We start from the raw sequence: 2,161 nt of genomic DNA on the forward strand, positions 1-2,161 counted from the left end.
AATTCAGGGAGGAAAATAATGTACATAGTGAGTTGACGTATGTTTGGACACCCTATATTATAATATATCAAGCAAATCTAAGGATGCAATAGATGATTCAATAATAAGGAAATTTAAGGTTGTTATGTCTGGATAATATTATATTAAAAATGGATAACGATTCACAGTATATATCCAAGGAATTCAATAATTATTTGAAAACAATGAATATAAAGTGTGGATACATAGAAAAGAAGCACATGAGGAGAATGGTGATATTGAATCATGCCATAATTCAATTAAAACTGATTATATAGTTCAATGAAATTAATAATATAATGCCACATTCACGTTGTATTATTATTTACCATTCACGTTGTATTATTATTTACCCTTACAGTTTTTAGATCAATGAAATAATGATAGCAGTTTCAGGGAATATTATATGGGATTTTTAAAGAATCTTAAGGGTAGCTATAGAAGAAGAAAACACAACTATTATAGGAAGTCTATGCTCAATGCCTCATGAAATAGAAAGATTTTTGTTTAGCAATCATTATCTAAGATCAAGGTCCAGTAATTACAACTCAATTATTTTGATAATTCATTATATATTATTTATAGAGTCGATAACATAGGTAATTTCATCTTCGCTTAGATATGGGTCAATAGGAATGCTTAACTCTGTATTTGCAATTTTATAACTGTTAGGAAATGATTTCTCATTATAATCTAGATATTTCAACGCAGGTTGTAAATATGGCGGCACAGGGTAATGTATTATGGAAGCAATTCCTTTTTTTTGAAGTCCCAATTTTACATGCTCTCTTTGCTCAGAGAATATCGGGAATAGGTACCAATTTGGAGTTGCGTATTCAGCTACTTCTGGCAAAGTTATCTTATCATTATGTATTTCATTTAAATATCTATTAGCAATATATCTGCGCCTTTCATTCCATTTATTAAGATATTTTAATTTTATGTCCAAGAAGCCAGCCTGAATTTCATCCAGCCTAGAGTTATATCCTATTAAATCACTTACATAATTATTCCTCTCTCCATAGTTCCTCAACAGTTTTGAATAATAACTTATATTCTCATTGCTTGTAACGATGCAACCAGCATCACCTATAGCACCCAAATTTTTTGTTGGATAAAAACTGAAGCATTCAGTTTCTGCAAGTGAGCCAACTATTTTTCCTTTGTATTTTGCACCATGTCCCTGAGCAGCATCGGTAACAACATTTAAATTATTTTCATGAGCTATCTCATTGATAATATCCATATCCGGAGTCTGATAATATAAATGTACGGGCATAATTACACGTGTTTTCTCAGTAATTTTATTTGGTATCAAATTGGCATCTATCTGTAGTGTCTTTATGTCTGCATCTACCGGTACAGGAACATAACCAGCTCTGATAATTGCAATAAATGTAGCAATATAAGTATTTGCAGGAACTATTACTTCTATTCCTCTCTCTAAATTTAGTGATTTTAATGCTATGGTTAGAGCATCCAAGCCTGAGGCTACCCCAATGCAATATTTTGCCCCTACAAAATTAGAAAAATCCTTTTCAAATTCTTGTACTTTTTTACCAAGAATATAGTATCCAGAAGCCATTGTATCATAATAACTTTTATCCAACTCTGGTTTTAAATCGTCATAAAGCCTTTTGAAATTTTGAAAATTAACTATCATTTGAAATCAACTCCATAAATTTATTTTTATCCCTAATATATTCACTTTCATTATATTCTCCATTAGCTAAAACCAAATATAAGCATTCATTAGTTAAGCTTTTAATATTAATCCATACTAATGGGCTAATAACTATTCCTTCATATTCTTTTAATAATAAAAAACCATTATTTATACTTGTATGATATTCTATTTCTAACAAACCCTCAATATCATATAAAATCTGAGTTTGTTTATAATGGGCATGACCACCGCGAATAACATTTTTATTTAATGTTTTTATATAATAAACTCTTTTAATTTTAAAATTATCTATTGGAATATTATCTGTTATAACTGTTAATATACCTCTTTCATCTATGTGTGGTGCAGAAAAATATTTAATTAGATTTTCTTTATCTTCCATCTGCGAGTAGTATTTATTTATAATATAAATAAATATCTATTTATTAAACAAGGGTAAACCAGATATTTTGCATT

The 2,161-nt window shown here is 29.0% G+C and carries 2 protein-coding genes; both read right to left on the reverse strand.

The features are described from left to right. Positions 1-586: 586 nt before the first annotated feature. Positions 587-1,681, reverse strand: a complete 1,095-nt coding sequence (locus tag AOG54_RS02790) for a DegT/DnrJ/EryC1/StrS family aminotransferase (protein WP_055032381.1) — start codon at positions 1,679-1,681, stop codon at positions 587-589. Further along, on the reverse strand, positions 1,671-2,087 hold the full coding sequence (locus AOG54_RS02795) for a sugar 3,4-ketoisomerase (protein ID WP_055032382.1): 417 nt from the start codon (positions 2,085-2,087) through the stop codon (positions 1,671-1,673). Before AOG54_RS02795 ends, AOG54_RS02790 begins: the two co-directional genes overlap by 11 nt. Positions 2,088-2,161: the final 74 nt, after the last annotated feature.

Origin of the sequence: Acidiplasma aeolicum (genome assembly GCF_001402945.1) — an archaeon.
GTDB classification, from domain to species: domain Archaea; phylum Thermoplasmatota; class Thermoplasmata; order Thermoplasmatales; family Thermoplasmataceae; genus Acidiplasma; species Acidiplasma aeolicum.